The following is a 516-nucleotide window of genomic DNA, read 5'->3' as shown; positions in this document are numbered from 1 at the left end:
CCCGCCGGGGATGGCCACGAACATGCCGGTGATCACGCGGCGCATCGACGGGATGACCGAGATGAGCCGCATCAGGCGCAGCACGCGCAGCGTCCGCAGCACGCCCAGGCCCCCGCTTTCGGGGAAGAGCGCGATGGCCACCACGATGAAGTCGAAGATGTTCCAGCCTTCCTTGAAGAAGGCGCCGCGCAGCGCGATCAGCTTGAGCGCGATTTCCAGCACGAAGATGACAAGGCAGGCGTCGTCGACGATGTTGAGCAGCTGCATCGTGCCCGGCGACAGGTCGAGCGTCATCAGGCCCAGCACGATCGCGTTCACGAGGATCACGCCGATGATGAAGCGCTGGAAGCGCAGATCGTGCACGATCTTTTCGATGGTTTCCATCCGTCCCACTCCGTTCCCTGTCCTGGCGCCGGGCTCTGCGGCCCGGGCGTGTGAAATCGTCCGATCGAAAGGCGCGGGGGGCGGCCCCGCGGTCCGGCAATCGCGGGCAAGGCCCCGGCCCGCGTGCGGTGC

The 516-nt window shown here is 66.9% G+C and carries 1 protein-coding gene; it reads right to left on the bottom strand.

The window, feature by feature from the left end; all coding sequences use genetic code 11:
- A partial coding sequence (locus ACLD7X_RS18385; protein WP_411425127.1) for an ion transporter occupies nucleotides 1–384 on the bottom strand: 384 nt, incomplete at its 3' end.
- Between the last annotated feature and the right edge of the window lie 132 nt (nucleotides 385–516).

It is taken from the genome of Aphanothece microscopica RSMan92, from assembly GCF_046613545.2.
In the GTDB taxonomy this organism is placed as follows: domain Bacteria; phylum Cyanobacteriota; class Cyanobacteriia; order PCC-6307; family Cyanobiaceae; genus NIES-981.
The sequence above is the reverse complement of the archived record's forward strand: the minus strand, read 5'-3'. Positions and strand labels throughout refer to the sequence as shown.